Annotated in this window: 14 protein-coding genes; 5 read left to right on the top strand and 9 right to left on the bottom strand. The window is 47.8% G+C overall.

Going from position 1 to position 12,832, the window contains the following annotated elements:
• Nucleotides 1-29: 29 nt before the first annotated feature.
• From folK to sfsA, 5 genes are all read right to left on the bottom strand, one after another.
• Nucleotides 30-512: a 2-amino-4-hydroxy-6-hydroxymethyldihydropteridine diphosphokinase gene (gene folK / locus GWI56_RS10705; protein ID WP_198572879.1), complete on the bottom strand. Its 483-nt coding sequence runs from the start codon at nt 510-512 to the stop codon at nt 30-32.
• Entirely contained in the window at nt 512-2,053 is a 1,542-nt protein-coding gene (locus GWI56_RS10700) for a polynucleotide adenylyltransferase PcnB (RefSeq protein ID WP_173497280.1), read from the bottom strand. The genes folK and GWI56_RS10700 overlap by 1 nt, the downstream gene beginning before the upstream one ends.
• A gap of 19 nt (nt 2,054-2,072) precedes the next feature.
• On the bottom strand, nt 2,073-2,987 hold the full coding sequence (gene gluQRS, locus GWI56_RS10695; protein ID WP_198572878.1) for a tRNA glutamyl-Q(34) synthetase GluQRS: 915 nt from the start codon (nt 2,985-2,987) through the stop codon (nt 2,073-2,075).
• A 169-nt stretch (nt 2,988-3,156) separates the two neighbouring features.
• Nucleotides 3,157-3,600: an RNA polymerase-binding protein DksA gene (dksA, locus tag GWI56_RS10690; RefSeq protein ID WP_006082967.1), complete on the bottom strand. Its 444-nt coding sequence runs from the start codon at nt 3,598-3,600 to the stop codon at nt 3,157-3,159.
• Nucleotides 3,601-3,763: 163 nt separating this feature from the next.
• Nucleotides 3,764-4,468 carry a DNA/RNA nuclease SfsA gene (sfsA, locus tag GWI56_RS10685; protein WP_198572877.1) on the bottom strand — a complete coding sequence of 235 codons (705 nt, stop codon included), beginning with the start codon at nt 4,466-4,468 and terminating at the stop codon, nt 3,764-3,766.
• Nucleotides 4,469-4,669: 201 nt separating this feature from the next.
• On the opposite strand from sfsA, the gene pepB reads away from it, so the two are divergent.
• Both pepB and GWI56_RS10675 read left to right on the top strand, forming a co-directional pair.
• Nucleotides 4,670-5,962, top strand: a complete 1,293-nt coding sequence (gene pepB / locus GWI56_RS10680; RefSeq protein ID WP_198572876.1) for an aminopeptidase PepB — start codon at nt 4,670-4,672, stop codon at nt 5,960-5,962.
• A 177-nt stretch (nt 5,963-6,139) separates the two neighbouring features.
• Nucleotides 6,140-6,649: a GNAT family N-acetyltransferase gene (locus tag GWI56_RS10675; RefSeq protein WP_198572875.1), complete on the top strand. Its 510-nt coding sequence runs from the start codon at nt 6,140-6,142 to the stop codon at nt 6,647-6,649.
• A gap of 536 nt (nt 6,650-7,185) precedes the next feature.
• Here GWI56_RS10675 and GWI56_RS10670 read toward each other — a convergent pair.
• The 3 genes from GWI56_RS10670 to GWI56_RS10660 all read right to left on the bottom strand — a co-directional run bounded on the left by GWI56_RS10670 (nt 7,186) and on the right by GWI56_RS10660 (nt 9,436).
• A complete protein-coding gene (locus tag GWI56_RS10670; RefSeq protein WP_011847692.1) occupies nt 7,186-8,073 on the bottom strand; it encodes a phosphoribulokinase in 888 nt (295 codons plus the stop codon).
• Between the two features lie 90 nt (nt 8,074-8,163).
• Nucleotides 8,164-8,409, bottom strand: coding sequence for a YheU family protein (locus tag GWI56_RS10665; protein ID WP_198572874.1), 246 nt, complete (start codon nt 8,407-8,409; stop codon nt 8,164-8,166).
• On the bottom strand, nt 8,393-9,436 hold the full coding sequence (locus tag GWI56_RS10660) for a hydrolase (protein ID WP_198572873.1): 1,044 nt from the start codon (nt 9,434-9,436) through the stop codon (nt 8,393-8,395). The genes GWI56_RS10665 and GWI56_RS10660 overlap by 17 nt, the downstream gene beginning before the upstream one ends.
• 188 nt (nt 9,437-9,624) lie before the next feature.
• Between GWI56_RS10660 and GWI56_RS10655 the strand changes: the two genes are divergently transcribed.
• The 3 genes from GWI56_RS10655 to GWI56_RS10645 all read left to right on the top strand — a co-directional run bounded on the left by GWI56_RS10655 (nt 9,625) and on the right by GWI56_RS10645 (nt 12,258).
• A complete protein-coding gene (locus GWI56_RS10655) occupies nt 9,625-10,131 on the top strand; it encodes a TAT leader-containing periplasmic protein (RefSeq protein WP_105251529.1) in 507 nt (168 codons plus the stop codon).
• A 69-nt stretch (nt 10,132-10,200) separates the two neighbouring features.
• The gene (locus GWI56_RS10650) at nt 10,201-11,796 is read left to right on the top strand and encodes a GMC family oxidoreductase (RefSeq protein WP_198572872.1); all 1,596 of its coding nucleotides are present in this window, start codon (nt 10,201-10,203) and stop codon (nt 11,794-11,796) included.
• A 51-nt stretch (nt 11,797-11,847) separates the two neighbouring features.
• Entirely contained in the window at nt 11,848-12,258 is a 411-nt protein-coding gene (locus tag GWI56_RS10645; RefSeq protein WP_198572871.1) for a GFA family protein, read from the top strand.
• A 79-nt stretch (nt 12,259-12,337) separates the two neighbouring features.
• Here GWI56_RS10645 and GWI56_RS10640 read toward each other — a convergent pair whose 3' ends face one another.
• Nucleotides 12,338-12,799, bottom strand: coding sequence for a TIGR02444 family protein (locus tag GWI56_RS10640; RefSeq protein ID WP_006082954.1), 462 nt, complete (start codon nt 12,797-12,799; stop codon nt 12,338-12,340).
• Between the last annotated feature and the right edge of the window lie 33 nt (nt 12,800-12,832).

The following is a 12,832-nucleotide window of genomic DNA, read 5'->3' as shown; positions in this document are numbered from 1 at the left end:
TGGTGTTATAAGCTAACTGAGGACGGACTTCAATGATCAATGCCCAGTTGTTGTAACTCGGCCAACATTTTTGTATCGATAAGACTGTCGATGGCAGTGTTGCAAGGCAGAATCAGATCCGGTGCAATTGCGGCTAAAGGCACGAGCACAAAGCTGCGCGTTTTCATGCCGTAGTGGGGCACTTTGAGTCTAGGAATGTCAATGTTCTCATTACCATACAAGAGTAAATCGAGATCTAAGGTTCTAGGCCCCCAACGCTCTAGGCGGACTCGACCTTGGGTGTTTTCAATATGCTGCAGTGCATCGAGTAAGGCTAATGGCATGAGATCAGTATCGAAACTCGCCACCGCATTTACATAATCGGGTTGCACGACATCGCCCATAGGCGTCGAATGGTAATAGGGAGAAACGACGAGACTATTGCCTAAGGCGGACAATGCCGTCACGGCATTGTCCAATTGCGCCTTGGGATCTTCAAGATTTGCTCCTAATGCGACGTAGACGCGGGGCATTATTCAGCCGTTTTAACTTTAGGTGTGCCACTCGCTTTAGGTGCGCTCGTCGGCGCTGAACCATCGGCATTCGGTGCACGAGGACGGCGACGACGTTGGGTGGCATTACGGTTGCGGTTTGGCGATTTACTGCCGCTACGCGCTATTGCTAAACGTTCCGTTTCATCGGCTTCGACAAATTGTTGCCACCAAGCGGCACTTTTAGCGACATTACCCGCTTCGACTTCGCCCCTGAGTAAGAGTAAATCGTATGCGGCTCTAAACTTAGGGTGTTCCATCAGTTTAAAGGCGCGGGTGCCTTGGCTACGATCAAAGCGTAACTGTAACTGCCAAATGTCTTTTGCCGGCGTGCTAAAACGGCGCGGAATGCTAATGGTTTGGCATTGTTGCTCCATCACATCGCCCATGGCGGCAAAGAAGGCATCATATAACGTCAGGCCACTTTCAACGGCAATATCTTCGGCGCGTTGACGCAGTGGATACCAGAGAAGCGCAGCATAGAAGAATGAAGGTGTGACCGGCTTATCTTCGTTAACTCTTTGATCTGTGCTCTTCATGATGGCTTGCACCATTTTCATGGTCGTACCTTTAGGATCATCTTTTAGCAGAGCGGCCACTTGCGGAAACAGCGGCGCGAATAGCTTGTATTCTTGCATCAGTTCGAAGTTGGCTAAGGCTTTGCCTGCAAAGAAGAGTTTCAACACTTCTTCGTACATACGCGCTGCGGGAATATCTTTTAGCAGCGGCGCTAATTGTTTAATCGGCGCTGCTGTTACTGTTTCGATACCCATGTTGAGTTTAGTGGCGAAACGCACCGCCCTTAACATACGCACGGGATCTTCACGGTAACGGGTTTCTGGATCGCCGATTAATCTCAGCGTGCCAGCTTTGAGATCGGCCATACCGCCGCCGTAGCTGCGAATCGAGTAATCGCTGATATCGTAATAGAGGGCATTGACGGTAAAGTCGCGGCGCTCGGCATCTTCATCGATTTCGCCATAGACGTTATCGCGCAGCAAACGCCCTTCTGCATTGGCTTTCGAGACTTTCTCATTGCTTTCGCCATGGTGACCACGGAAGGTGGCGACTTCAATCACATCGCGACCGAAAACAATGTGCGCTAAGCGGAAACGGCGACCGACAACACGGCAATTACGGAATAATTTTTTGATTTCTTCCGGTGTTGCATTGGTCACTATGTCGAAATCTTTCGGTTCAATCCCTAAGAGTAAATCGCGTACACCGCCGCCGACTAAATAGGCTTTAAAGCCAGATTTATTCAGTCTGTATAATACCTTAAGGGCATTCTCGCTGATTTGTTTGCGCGAGATGGTATGGGCATCTCTTGGTACTAACTCTAAACTCAAAGCACCGGAACTTTGTTCAGGTGTTGTTGGTTCAATCTGAGCTGGAGTCGGAGCGGTCGTTTTAGGCGCGTCTTCAAATAGCTGTTTGCAGAATTGGCTGATACGGCGAAAAATGGGACACCTCGAAATATGATCTGTTATTTGATTAAAAATCTGGCGGCTATCATATACCAAATGCGGCCTAATGAGTATATCAGGGCTCGATCAGTATCTCAGATTGTTGCGGTATAGTGGATAATTGAAACTGATCCACGGCTTGAGCGAGCATTTGCGCCACAGAGCCGCGGGTTTCGACGGGGGGTTGGCCTAAAAATGTCAGTGCCGCATTGAGGCTCGCCTGTGGATTAAGTGTATCAATTGCCTGTGCATGATTCTGTTTTGAGAGCTTAAAGCCTTTACTTATGCAGGCGAGTGGCAAGTGCAGCCATTGCGGTGTGGCTAAACCAAAGCTTTGATACAAACTCAGTTGGCGACAACTGGCCTCGATTAAGTCGCAGCCTCGAACCACTTCGGTGATCCCTTGATAAGCATCGTCGAGTACCACGGCCAGTTGATAGGCGTACAGACCATCACTGCGTTTGATGATGAAATCCTCTGCGGCAAAATGGCGATCAACGCAAATATGGCCCATTAGATTGTCATCAAATTCTTGCACTTGCGCCGTGTTGACGATTCGCACCGCACCCGACCTAACAAGATTTGCAGACTGGGTTTGTGGCAATCGGTGGCAGCGGCCATCGTAGACGCCGCCCATGGCTTGAATTTGCTTGCGACTACATTGGCAGAAATAGGCTTTATCTTGGGCGAGCAGCGAGTCAATTTGCGCTTGATAAGCTGCTGTGCGCTGGCTTTGATACAGAGGCATATCATCCCACTCAAATCCATAGGCTTCTAAGGTGCGTAAGATATCATCGGCGGCACCTTTGACTTCCCGCGGTGGGTCTATATCTTCGATGCGAATTAGCCATTTACCCTGTAGGGAGCGGGCGCGCAGATAGCTGCCAAGGGCGGCGATAAGCGAGCCAAAGTGCAAGGCACCCGAAGGCGAAGGCGCAAAGCGGCCGACATAGGGCTGGCTGGATAAATCGGAATGTAATAGCTTTGACATAACAACTAGATGGCGTTTTAAAGTCGCGACGGTAAAAGTGGATGTATTTTAGAGGTATGCTAAGAGAAAAGCGAATCGGGGTAAATTGGAGTGAGCTTGGCTTAAGCTCGTCGAGATTACGAGTTGCTAGAAACAAATAGGCGGGGAAATCCCCGCCCAGTATGCTTGATTAACCAGCCATTTGTTTCTCTTTGATCTCTGCAAGCGTTTTACAGTCGATGCATTGATCGGCTGTTGGACGCGCTTCGAGACGGCGGATGCCGATTTCGATACCGCAAGAATCACAGAAGCCGAAATCGTCTTCTTCAATTTTTTGCAGTGTTTTTTCGATTTTTTTGATCAGCTTACGTTCTCTATCGCGAGCACGAAGTTCGAGGCTGAACTCTTCTTCTTGTGCTGCACGGTCAACAGGATCGGGAAAGTTTGCGGCTTCGTCCTGCATGTGGCTAAGAGTACGGTCGACCTCTTCACGCAACTGATTGCGCCAAGCTTCAAGAATTGTCTTGAAGTGACCCAGTTGCTTAGCGTTCATATACTCCTCACCCGGCTTTTCCTGGTAAGGATTTACACCTGCGATAGCGAGTACGCCAAGTTTTTTGGTGCCTTCAGGCATAACGCATCTCCTGTAATCATTTGCGTTTGTAGGGCGTCCTTAAGAACGGCCGCTATCTATAGCAGAATCTTCACATCGAGGCAAACTTTTCATTCTGCTTTGATTGAATTTTTTGACTATGTTCGCTAATTCAAATGAAATCAAATTTAACTCAGCCTTAACATCATACTCGTACATCGCAGGCTTGGGCTAGGTGAATCTCTGTAGGGGAGATTTTACAGCGATAGGCTAGCACTTCAACGCCGGCTAATACAGCCATTTTCAGTAACTTAGCATATTCAGGGTCGATATGTGCTGCGGGGGCAACACTGAATATTTCACTGTGCTGCACCACAAACAGCAATACGGCTCTATGGCCTTGGCTCACCATGTGCATCAATTCACGTAAATGTTTTTGACCGCGTAGGCTCACAGCATCGGGAAAATAACCTTGGCCATCTTCGAGCAAAGTACAACTTTTGACTTCTATATAACAGGCGGGTTTTTGAGCACCCTGTAGCAGGATATCGATGCGACTATTTTCATCACCGTATTTGACTTCACGGCTTAGGCTATCATAACCCGTGAGTTCCTTGATGATACCTTTATTGATGGCTTCTTTGGCTAAGGTATTCGCCTGACCCGAGTGGATACCGATTAAGCCTGCATCTGGCGTGGTCATTAGTTCCCACGTATGGGCATATTTACGTTTAGGGTTATCAGAGGTAGAAAACCACACGGTTTCACCGGGATACAGGCAATTACGCATAGAGCCGGTATTGGGGCAATGTAGGGTGATCTCACTGCCATCGCTTAGCTGCACATCTGCCAGAAAACGCTTATAGCGGCGCAATAAAATGCCCTGTTGTAGCGGCGGTGTAAATTCCATAGGTAGACCTATCTCGGCTGTTCTAGGTCGCAAAGCCTAGCAAATTTCGCAAATGTTTACAGATTTTACCTGAGTAACTTCAGCCAATCGCTTTGCGTCATCGCCTGCTAGCAGTAAACTGCCGCCATAAAGTTTGTTCTGATTGCTGATTGATTGTTCTGATTGATTGTTCTAAAACGAATCGAAAAATAAGGATCCCTAATGAGTGAACTAAAAGTAACTGAATTGATGAAAGTGCAATTAACCAAAGAAGCACCGGCAGCCCACTGGGGCAAGGCTGATGTGACTTATACTGCCGACGGTGCGCAAATTCATTTAGCAGGTGGCGATGAGCTGCGTCAAATTCAAATGGCGGCCCGTAAACTGCGCAGTCAAGGCATTAGCAGTGTGGAATTAGCTGGGCAGTTTTGGGATCTCAATAGCCAATGGGTATTTGCCCAAGGTTTCGCGACGGCAAAACCAGGCTATCAAATCCACTGGTGTGGTGATGAGTCTGTACAAGCAGAATTGCAACGTCGACTCGATGTGGCAACCTTTGCCCGTCAACTGATCAACGATACGCCTGAAAACCTGTCGCCAGTGAAACTCGCCCAGCAAGCCGCAAAATGGTTGGCTGACGTTGGTGGCGACAAGGTGAGTTATCGGATTATCGAAGGTGAAGCGCTGCTTGAAGAGCAGTGGATTGGTATCCATGCCGTCGGTCGCGGCAGTGAGCGTCCACCGGCAATGTTAGAGTTAGACTTCAACCCATTAGCCGCCGATGCACCTGTGTCTGTGGCGCTTGTGGGTAAAGGGATTACCTTTGATTCTGGCGGCTACAGTATCAAAGCTTCTGAAGGCATGTTAGGCATGAAATGCGATATGGGCGGCGCGGCGACTGTGACTGCAGCACTTGGTTTAGCGATCAAGTCTGGCCTCAACAAACGCGTTAAACTCTTCTTATGTTGTGCTGAAAACTTGATCAGCGGTCGCGCCTATAAGTTAGGTGATATTCTGACCTACAAAAATGGTGTAACAGTTGAAGTGGTGAACACGGATGCGGAAGGGCGTCTAGTGTTGGCCGATGGCCTACAAGCTGCTTCTGCTACAGGCGCACCTTTTATTATCGATGCAGCGACCCTTACAGGCGCTGCTGTGATGGCGGTGGGTTCTAACTACAACGCGATTTTCTCGCCACAGGCGGATGTGTTGCAACTGGCCCAGCAAAAAGCCACTAGCGTTGCCGAGCGCGTATGGCCGCTGCCACTGGATCCTTGGCACAAAGAAATGTGTCCATCTGCCTATGCTGACACCGCAAACAGCCGCGCAATGAAAGGCGGCGGTGCAGGTGGTGCTTCTAATGCCGCTGGTTTCTTATGGCGTTTCGTGTCACCCGAAGCTAAATGGTTACACGTTGATTTAGCGGGCGCTTTTGAAGATTCAGCTTCTGCCATGTGGGGCGCGGGTGCAACGACCCACGGCGTATTGACTATTAGTGAATTGATTAAAGGCTAAGCCTAGCGCTAAGACTAAATCAGATATGTTAGCTAAAGATCCATTAAGGTTCTGTAGCTTTGATTAAACCGCCTACGGGCGGTTTTTTATTGGTTGAAAGATGAGAACACTCGTTTACTTGGCGTTTTAGCGGCTTCATGGCATGTTATGGCTGAGCATTTTTAATAGGGAAACATGATGATAACTATACGAAAAGCAACGAAAGCGGATGCTCAGGCCTGCTGGGATATCCGCAATGCGGCGATCAATAAGGGCTGCGCTGGATTTTATGATGCGGGCGATCTGGTGATTTGGACCGAGGGCGAACTGACCGAGCAATTTAGCCGTATCGTCGATGCACATTTTTATGTGGCAGAGTTGTCCTCTGACGAGTCGCAGCTTAAGACTGTGGTCGGCACTGCCATGTTGGATGAACCCTATGCCCAGTTAGAAGCCTTGTTTGTTTCCCCCAATGCTATGGGGTTAGGTATCGGCAAGGTATTGCTACAATTTATTGAAACTATGGCTTTTAATCAGGGGATAGCCCAACTCAGATTGGAGTCAACTTTAAATGCGGTGGATTTCTATCGTCACTGTGGTTTTGGTGGTGAAGGTTTAGAGGAGGAATCTATCTACTGTTCGCCCAGAGGCATAGCCTTAGAGTGCATGGTGATGTATAAAAATCTAGGACGGTCTTTGGTCTGCTAGGGCGTTGCTTCGCAACTGCTAGAACGTCGCGTTGCGGCTACGGATAACGGCATGCAGCAAACTGCTACAGAACGTCACTTTGTGACTCACGATTTACGGAACAGGCTTTGCCCTTTCGGTAAGTGCAGCGTTCTATGAGTGAGTTTACGAACGTTCTGTTTTCCTAGAATCTAGAGCCTAGAACCTATTTTCTGAGAGGTTGTTGACATACTTAAGGTAATCAATATATCAAGCATGGATGCGGAATTAACTTATATAGTTTCGTTAAAAAGGTTGCTGATATATTCGAGGGAATCAACAGATCAAGCATAGATGTGGAATTCATTCTTCATAAAAGGTTGCTGACATACTCAAGGAAATCAACAGATCAAGATGGGGGAATTAACTCCCAAGAGTATGCCAACTATCGTTCTTTCGCCTGAAATCCCGATGCCGACAAGATTAGCGCTAGTGGCTTAAATAAAACTTAATCCATTGCAAAAAAAGACTTTCTTTCCTTAGCCTTTAGTCAAAATTGCCCACAAATCCTCAAGGTTTCAGTTCGCTTCTGGGGTATTAAGTTGCTGACGTTTTTCCATCAAATCTTTAATCAAAGGCGTGAGGATCAGCTCCATCGCCAGCGACATTTTGCCGCCGGGGACGACGAGTGTGTTGACCCGTGACATAAATGAACCTTGGATCATATTGAGGTAATAGGGGAAGTCGACATTATTGATACCGCGGAAGCGGATCACCACAAAGCTCTCATCTAAGCTCGGAATATCTTTGGCACTAAATGGGTTAGAGGTATCGACCGTCGGTACTCGCTGAAAGTTAATGTGAGTGCGGGAGAACTGTGGCGTCATGTGCTTAATATAGTCGTCCATACTGCGCACAATCGAGCCCATGACTTTTTCACGGCTGTGGCCACGCTCCGAAGTATCGCGGATAATTTTTTGGATCCACTCTAAGTTGACTATGGGCACCATGCCGATTAGCAAGTCCACATGCTGGGCGACATTGGCATCACCAGTAACTACGCCGCCATGTAAGCCTTCGTAGTAGAGCATATCGGTATTTTCAGGTAGTGGTCGCCATTGGGTAAAAGTGCCAGGCATCTGGTTAAAAGGCACTGCCTCATCGAAGGTGTGTAAATAGCTGCGGGTTTCACCTTGGCCTGTGGTGCTGTAATCGCGAAAGCATTGCTCTAAACGAGCAAAGTTATTAGCCTCTGGGCCAAAATAGCTAAGATTGCGGTTTTCAGCTTGGGATTTGCGGATCATGACTTCCATTTCGGCGCGGGTAAAATGATGAAAACTGTCGCCTTCGACAAAGGCGGCGTTGATCCCGAGTTGGCGAAAAATATGGCTAAAGGCGGTGGTCGTCGTGGTGGTTCCCGCGCCTGATGAGCCTGTAACTGCAATAATGGGATGTTTTGCTGACATTTTTTCTACCTAGCTAGGAACCAAAAGAGCCGCTTATGGGGAAGCGATAAAAACGCGAGTACTATTTATACGGTACAGAGATAGGACTGGTCAATCTTGCTGCTGTGCTATTTGTTCCGCTGAACGTATGGCGAAGGATTCATCGTCTTCACTGTACTCTAATTTCAGCTTACCTTGCTTAAGTGCTTGTTGACATTGGATTATAGCTTGAGCAAGTTCCTGCTCATCGAGACTGGCAAAGCTGCCATCCTCCACTTGACCGAAGAGATATTCGCGGATCAGATTGGCCAGCGTTTCCTTGGGGAGTTGTAACAGGGTTTCATAGGGAATGAGCATCGGTGTTTCCTTGGGTGATATTGTCGCCGTTGATTGGGTCTGTGCTAAGCGAGTGAACACTTTGATCGCCTAGTAAAAAATGTAAAATCCGTCGCTCAAGGTAGAAGCGCGGTTTCCAAGGTGTACCGCCTTCGATAAAGCCAACATGACCGCCATAGGGATGCAGTTCGTATTCTACATAACCCGATAATTGGTTTGGCTGGGGGATCACTTCATCGGTCATAAAGGGATCGTCCTTAGCATGTATGATGAGCGTCGGTTTAGTTATACGGCTAACAAAGGGTAAGCCACTGGCACGCGTATAGTAATCGTCGACGCCGTCAAAGCCGTGTAATGGTGCTGTGACTTTATCGTCAAAATCATAGAAGGTATTTAAACGGTCGACCTGCAACTGGCTCAGCGGCATAGAGATGGCTAAGTCGGGATCGTTCAGTTTATGGCTTATCTTCTGTTGTAACTGTTTGATTAAATAACTTTGATACACCTTTGAAAAGCCATTTTCCAAGCGTTTAGCACAGGCTGACAATTGCAGCGGCGCAGAGACAACCACAGCGCGGGCTAATAAACTATCATCCTGATATTCGCCTTGATACTTAGTCAGCACATTGCCGCCTAAACTGTAACCTACGGCTAATAAGGGCGATTGCGGATACGCGCTTTTCAGTGTCGATAGACTAAACTGTAAATCGTCCGTATCGCCACTGTGATAACTGCGGGCGAGGCGATTGGCCTCACCCGAACAACTTCTGTGATGATGCACGACGGCAGCTAGTTGCTGTTCCTTACAGGCTTGCAGTATCCGCCGCGCATAATGGGATTGAGCACTTCCTTCTAAGCCGTGGATGATCACCACGATCGGTTTGCCAGACTGTGGAACATCCTGCCAATCTAAATCGATAAAATCGCCATCGGGTAACTCTAAGCGCTGCCGCTGTAATGCTGGTTTGGCCACTTTAGTGAATACGGGTAAAATCGTTTGTATATGGGGGCTCTTGGCCCACCAAGGTGGCATAAAGGAATTTGGCATAGATGTTTATCTTGGTATCGGCTATTGCTGAAAATTAAAACGTGTGTTTAATTTATACCCAAACCAACTCAAAATGCTGAAATTCGTATTTTGAGGTCGCTTGGGTATAAACTCGCGGCCATTGTAGCACAATTGTTTTTTATGCTGATATTTAGGCCGACATTTAGGTTGATAATTAGGAGATAGAGATGAAGCGACGAACCTTTATAATGGGCGCGTTTGCCGGTACGGCGGCGTTAGCCTTAGGGGTTAATCTCTATTCTCCTGAGTTTAGTTTGCCCGAGGATAGCGAAGGCAAAGATTATCGTTTGTTGTTTAGCGTGCTTTTGCCTGTGATGCTCGACGGCGCCTTGCCTGATGTGGCCATCCATAAGTTGGCGGCACAAAACCGCACTTTAGATGCCATCAAACAGTCGATTGCTGTGTTACCCGATGAGCAGCAGACCGAGTTATTTGAGCTGCTCGATATGCTCGAAAATCGTCTTGGTTTACTGGTACTCACTTCGAGTATGACACCGCTATTGATGCGCTCTCCCGCCGAGTTAACTGATATGTTAGAAACTTGGCGCCACAGTTATTTTGCTTTGTTACAAACGGCTTATCTCGGATTGCGGGAATTAGTGATGGCAAGTTACTACGCTTGTCCTGAGCACTGGAGCCGCCTGCATTATGCCAAGCCTGAACTGTTCAAATAGCGAGTCCATTTTTAACCTAATCAAACGCCGAATAATAAGCATTTTACCCGCGACAGTGGAGCACTCAAGTTGGCAATCATAGATCCTATAGTGAATGGTTTAAACTCTGGTTGGTTGCACACTGATGCGAGCCAATTGCAAGAAAACCAGCAGTTTGAAGCCGATGTGATTATTGTCGGCACAGGTGCTGGCGGCGGTGTGACGGCTGAAATCCTCACCCAAGCAGGGCTGAGCGTGATCATGATTGAGGCGGGACCGCTAAAATCCTCCAGCGATTTTAATATGGAAGAGCGAGTCGCTTACCCCAACTTGTATCAACAAGCTGCGGCGATGAAAACCGCCGATAAGGCGATTGGCATTTTTCAAGGCCGCGCAGTCGGTGGCTCAACCACAGTTAACTGGACCACTTCTATTCGCACGCCGACCGAGGCGTTAGCCTTTTGGGCGCAACATAAATCGGTTGCTGGGCTCAATCGCGAGAGCTTAGACCCTTGGTTTGAGCAAATGGAACAACGGCTCAACATTCATGAATGGAATTATGAGCCTAATCGCAATAATGCCGCCCTGAAGCAAGGTTGTATCAATCTTGGCTGGGAATACACTGTGATTAAACGCAATGTGGCGGGTTGCTGGAATACCGGCTATTGCGGCATGGGTTGTCCGGTCAATGCGAAGCAATCTATGCTAGTCACCACGATTCCCGCGGCACTTGAGAAAGGCGCGCAGCTGATCAGTCGCGCTAAAGTGACTAAGATTGAGCACCATAATGGTCAAGTGTTTGCGTTAAAGGCGCAGGCGTTGGATGTGAATTTACGACCCACTGACGTTGAGCTGTTATTTAAGGCTAAACATTATATTTTGAGTGCAGGTGCTATCCATACACCGACGATTTTGATGCGTTCGCAAGTGCCCGATCCCCACCAACTTTTGGGTAAACGCACCTTTTTACATCCTACTTTGTTATCCGGCGGCGTATTTGCCGATTCGATCAATGGCCATAGCGGTGCGCCGCAATCTATCTATTCCGATGAATTTGTGTGGAACAATGGCGCCGATGGTGAGCTGGGTTATAAACTCGAAGTGCCGCCGGTGCATCCGATTTTAATTGCCTCTAAAACCTTAGGTTATGGTACAAGTCATGCTGAGTTAATGTCACAATTCAATCAGTTGCAAGTGACTATCGCTTTGATCCGCGATGGCTATCATCCCGACAGTCAAGGCGGTGAAGTACACTTAACGGATAAGGGTTTTGCTTTAGATTATCCGCTGACCGATGCCTTTTGGCGGGCCGCGAGACGCGCTTTTGCCAGTATGGCGGAGTTACAATTCTCGGCTGGCGCCTTAAAAGTGTTGCCGATCAGCGATGGCATGCCTTACTTATCCTCGTGGAAAGACGCCAAAGAAAGCATTGCGCAGATGTCACTCGCGCCACTGCGCACTATCGTTGCATCGGCCCATGTGATGGGCGGTTGTCCCTTCGGCGAAGATGAAAAGCTTTCTATGGTCAACAGTTATGGTCAGTCGCACTATTTAGAAAATTTATCTGTAATGGATGGCTCTATCTTCCCGACCAGCCTTGGCGCTAACCCGCAGCTGTCGATTTATGGCATCACGGCGCGTAATGCCACCGCACTTGCGCAAAAGCTCACTGACGGTAAAGCCTGATGTTATCTTATCAAAATGCAGCTTAGCTTGATAAAGCTTGATGGGGTGTGAATGTCTGAAAACATATTACGGGAAGGTGGTTGCTTATGCGGCGCGATTCGTTATCTGATTGAAGGTGAACCCTTTGATGCGGATTATTGCCACTGCCGTTCATGCCAAAAAAGCACGGGATCTGCATTTGGGGCTTGGATGGATTTTAAACTCAGCCAAGTGATTTGGCTTAAAGGTCAGGTGACTGAGTTTGCATCGTCCGAGTTTATTCGCCGTGGATTTTGTGACCAATGCGGTACATCGTTAACTTACCGACATACTCAATATCCTGATTATTCGACCTTGAGCATAGCGAGTCTGGACGATGCTAATCAAGTTCAGCCTAAGTACCATATTTATACTGAGAGTCAGCTGAACTGGTTGGTGATCGAGGATGACTGTGAACGCTATCCGCAAGGCCGCAGCTGTTAGCGGCTCAGATGATCATAGCGTTAATTTGATTGAGTTTGAGCTAACATGGTTGAGCTTGTTTTAACTTGATTAACTTAGATCAGGGCGCAATGAGGCCGATTTCGTTGGCGTCAATGTCACTGAGTCCAAACAGGCTTAAGTAGCTCACTAGATTTGTCGCTTGGCCGTTTGGGCTGAGTTCATTGAGTTTATTCAAGATGGTTCGCTGCGCTTTACGTTCCATCATCAGCTCAACAGCGAGCATCTGCTGATACTCTTGCTCATTCAGGCTGGATTTAGCGAGTTTACGTAATTTGCGATAGGGCGTGAGAAACCTTTCATCCCATTCACCTACAGCATTCATCAGTGCTTGCCATTGGTCCGTGCTGTATTGCTGCGGCCCAGACACATCCATAGTGATATCTAAATATTGTGCCAGTAGCAGTAGATTGACGTTCACCTGACAGCTATTTTGCAATTCGAGACAGAGCGCTTTGTTTTGCGCATAGCTCATATCACACCATTGCCAGAGTTGACTGTCGAACTGGGTTAAAACCGCCATACTATTTCCTTGTATTGCCGCTGCTACTGACTT

The organism is Shewanella sp. DW31 (genome assembly GCF_015767295.1).
Lineage (GTDB): Bacteria > Pseudomonadota > Gammaproteobacteria > Enterobacterales > Shewanellaceae > Shewanella > Shewanella oncorhynchi.
Note: the sequence above shows the minus strand (reverse complement) of the source record. Positions and strands in the feature narration are given on the sequence as shown.

Coding starts and splice junctions, on each gene's coding strand:
- GWI56_RS10640 (WP_006082954.1), bottom strand. CDS start 12,799: ATGGCGGTTTTAACCCAGTTCGACAGTCAACTCTGGCAATGGTGTGAT.
- pepB (WP_198572876.1), top strand. CDS start 4,670: ATGAGTGAACTAAAAGTAACTGAATTGATGAAAGTGCAATTAACCAAA.
- dksA (WP_006082967.1), bottom strand. CDS start 3,600: ATGCCTGAAGGCACCAAAAAACTTGGCGTACTCGCTATCGCAGGTGTA.
- gluQRS (WP_198572878.1), bottom strand. CDS start 2,987: ATGTCAAAGCTATTACATTCCGATTTATCCAGCCAGCCCTATGTCGGC.
- GWI56_RS10645 (WP_198572871.1), top strand. CDS start 11,848: ATGTCTGAAAACATATTACGGGAAGGTGGTTGCTTATGCGGCGCGATT.
- GWI56_RS10655 (WP_105251529.1), top strand. CDS start 9,625: ATGAAGCGACGAACCTTTATAATGGGCGCGTTTGCCGGTACGGCGGCG.
- GWI56_RS10675 (WP_198572875.1), top strand. CDS start 6,140: ATGATAACTATACGAAAAGCAACGAAAGCGGATGCTCAGGCCTGCTGG.
- GWI56_RS10665 (WP_198572874.1), bottom strand. CDS start 8,409: ATGCTCATTCCCTATGAAACCCTGTTACAACTCCCCAAGGAAACGCTG.
- GWI56_RS10670 (WP_011847692.1), bottom strand. CDS start 8,073: ATGTCAGCAAAACATCCCATTATTGCAGTTACAGGCTCATCAGGCGCG.
- GWI56_RS10660 (WP_198572873.1), bottom strand. CDS start 9,436: ATGCCAAATTCCTTTATGCCACCTTGGTGGGCCAAGAGCCCCCATATA.
- folK (WP_198572879.1), bottom strand. CDS start 512: ATGCCCCGCGTCTACGTCGCATTAGGAGCAAATCTTGAAGATCCCAAG.
- sfsA (WP_198572877.1), bottom strand. CDS start 4,468: ATGGAATTTACACCGCCGCTACAACAGGGCATTTTATTGCGCCGCTAT.